This window comes from Mesorhizobium sp. M7A.F.Ca.US.005.03.2.1 (assembly GCF_003997795.1).
Lineage (GTDB): Bacteria > Pseudomonadota > Alphaproteobacteria > Rhizobiales > Rhizobiaceae > Mesorhizobium > Mesorhizobium ciceri.
In genome coordinates this window covers 1-2,764 of the sequence record NZ_RZRP01000827.1, presented here as the reverse complement: position 1 = coordinate 2,764, position 2,764 = coordinate 1, and the positions used below count along the sequence as shown (strand labels likewise).

At 64.3% G+C, this 2,764-nt stretch carries 3 protein-coding genes; 1 reads left to right on the top strand and 2 read right to left on the bottom strand.

Annotated features, from left to right (window positions below):
* The first annotated feature begins 103 nt into the window (after positions 1 to 103).
* Entirely contained in the window at positions 104 to 1,063 is a 960-nt protein-coding gene (locus EN991_RS31005) for an SDR family oxidoreductase (protein ID WP_127370181.1), read from the top strand.
* A 60-nt stretch (positions 1,064 to 1,123) separates the two neighbouring features.
* Here the strand turns inward: EN991_RS31005 and EN991_RS31000 are convergent, their stop codons facing one another.
* Positions 1,124 to 1,282, bottom strand: coding sequence for a DUF3309 family protein (locus EN991_RS31000; RefSeq protein WP_013529196.1), 159 nt, complete (start codon positions 1,280 to 1,282; stop codon positions 1,124 to 1,126).
* A 92-nt stretch (positions 1,283 to 1,374) separates the two neighbouring features.
* On the bottom strand, positions 1,375 to 2,764 hold a 1,390-nt coding region (locus EN991_RS30995), incomplete at its 5' end, for an efflux RND transporter permease subunit (protein ID WP_164769489.1).

Here is a 2,764-nt window from a genome sequence, read left to right as displayed (position 1 = left end):
GGCAGCAACCGCGATCTCTTCGGCAGGCGCTGATCCCGATCGCGCTTGCCGCTGATCTCGATCGCCCGACCGACCACCTAAATCCCAACCAGGAGTGCTTCCAATGACCAAGATCGCAATTCTCGGTGCCGGTGGCCGGCTCGGCCGCGTGGTCGCCAAGGCCTTCATCGACGCGGGCTACGAGGTCCGCGCCGTCACCCGCAACGGCAAGGTGCCGGCCGAACTCAAAGGCGCCACGGCCGTTGCCGGTGACGCTCTCGACCGCGAGGCCCTCATCCGCGCCACGCAAGGTGTCGATATCGTCTTCAACGGCCTCAACCCGATCTACACCGACTGGGGCAAATGCCTGCCGATGGCGCAGAATGTCATGGCCGCCTGCCATGCGAACGGCGCACTGCATCTCTTCCCCGGCACCGTTTACAATTACGGCTCGCCGATGCCGGCGGTGATATCGGAAGACACACCCTTCCACCCGACCACGCAAAAGGGCCGCATCCGCTGCGCCATGGAGGAGTTGTTTCGTCGCGAGGCCGACGCGGGCCGCGTCCGCACCATTCTTCTACGGGCCGGCGATTTCTTCGGCGGCACCGGCAGCGGATTATGGTTCGACCTGATCGTTGCCGCCAAGATCAACAAAGGTATCTACACCGCGCCTGGCCCGGTCGACCTCGTGCATGAATGGGCCTATCTGCCTGACTTCGCTGTGGGCTTCGTCGCGCTGGCGCGCAATCTGGACAAGCTCGGCTTCTATGAAGCGCTGAACTTTCCGGGCCACGCGGTCACCGATCTGCAGATCAAGGCCGCTGCCGAGAAGGCTATTGGTCGTCCGCTCAAGATGACTTCGATGCCCTGGTGGGTGCTGCGCGCTGGCAGCCCGTTCGTGGCGATGTGGCGCGAGATCGTCTCCATGTCCTACCTGCGCTTCGAGCCGCATCAGCTGGCTTCGATACGGCTGGAAGGCATCGTCGGCGAGATCCCGCACACGCCGTTGGATCAGGCGGTTGCTGAGGCTCTTGGCGATATCGGCATTGCCACCGTGAATGGCGTTGCGAAAGCTGCCTGACTTCCGCGATCACGGGCGCCGCCCCTCCGCACACTGAACAATCTCCCACGAGAGGGCGCCTCAGAGCCGTCCCATCAACAGCAACACCATGAGCACCACCAGCACGACGCCGACGATACCCGACGGCCCATAACCCCAGGAGCGCGAATGCGGCCAGGCCGGCACCGCGCCGATGAGGACAAGGATCAGGACGATGATGACGATGGTGGTGATCGGCATGAGAAGCCCTCGCTTCGACGTTTCGCTCAGAGACAATGCAGAGGCCGCCCGGTTGTTCCGGGCGGCCTCTGCGGTCAAATCGGCGATGGGGTCTATTCGGCGGCTTTCGGAAAGGCGATTTCCGGTTCGTCGCCTGCTTCCTGGCCAGGCCTGTCGGTCGGCGAAACCGTTCCCTTGCCGCGCCGGAACAGCCGGCGGAAAAACGCATAGAAGCGGCTGTTCTTGCTGCGCGTGAAAATCATCAGCATCGACGGCGTCACCACCAGCGTCAGCAAGGTGGCGAAGGACAGGCCGAAGACGATCGCCGAGGACAGCGAAATCCACCATTGCGTCGACGGCGCGTTGATCGTCGTCTCGTGATGGAAGATTTCCAGCCCAAGGCCGAAGGCGATCGGCAACACGCCGAGGATCGCCGACACCGCCGTCAGCACCACCGGCCGGGCGCGCTCGCGGCAGGTCTGCAGCACCGCGTCCATCTTGTCCCAGCCTTCTTCACGCAGCCGGTCATAGGTGTCGATCAGCACGATGTTGTTGTTCACCACCACGCCGGCCAGAGCGATGACGCCAATGCCCGACATGACGATGCCGAAGGTCTCGCCTGTGATCAGCAGCCCCAGGAACACGCCAACCGTCGCCATGACCACGCAGGACAGCACCATCAGCACGCTGGTGAATTTGTTGAACTGCATCAGCAGCACCAGGAAGATCAGGAAGATCGCCGCCCCGAAGGCCTTGCCAAGGAAGGCGCTGGCCTCGGCGCTGTCTTCGTTCGAGCCGGCCAGCTTCCAACGTATGCCGCTGCCGAGATCCATCCCGGAGACGGCCTTGTTGACCTCCGCCTGCACGGCCGCGACCTGGGCGCCTGCGGCAACGTTTGCCTGGACGACCACCGTGCGCGCGCCGTCGATACGGTTGAGGATACCAACCGTCGGCTCCGGCTTGCGCACGACGAAATTCGAGATCGGCACCGAGCCTTGCGAGGTCTGCACCCTGAGCTCGTCGAGCGTCGACAGCGTGCGCCGGTCTTCCGGCAGACGCAGCCTGATGTCGACGGCGTCGTCGGCGCCGGCAGGCCGGTATTCCGAAAGCTTCAGCCCGTTGGTCACCAGTTGCACCACTGTGCCGACAGCGGTTGGGCTGATGCCATATTGCGCTGCCTTGGCACGGTCGACCTCGAGCGCCCAGTCGACGCCGGGCGGCGGGAGGCCGTCGGAAATGTCGATGACGCCAGGCACCTTGCCGATGCGTGCCGCAACCGCGCGCGCTTTGTCGTCGAGCCCCTTGGGGTCGACGGCCGAAAGCCTGATCTGGATCGGCTTGCCGGTCGGCGGACCGGCCTCCGGCACGCGCACCTCGACATCGACGCCGGGAATGCCGGCCATGACGCCGCGCAAATCGTTCAGGATCTGGTTCGCCGACTTGCGCTCGCGCCAATCTATGAATTCGTACTGGATGACGCCGACGACGTCTTCAGGGACATCC

Coding starts and splice junctions, on each gene's coding strand:
- EN991_RS31005 (WP_127370181.1), top strand. CDS start 104: ATGACCAAGATCGCAATTCTCGGTGCCGGTGGCCGGCTCGGCCGCGTG.
- EN991_RS31000 (WP_013529196.1), bottom strand. CDS start 1,282: ATGCCGATCACCACCATCGTCATCATCGTCCTGATCCTTGTCCTCATC.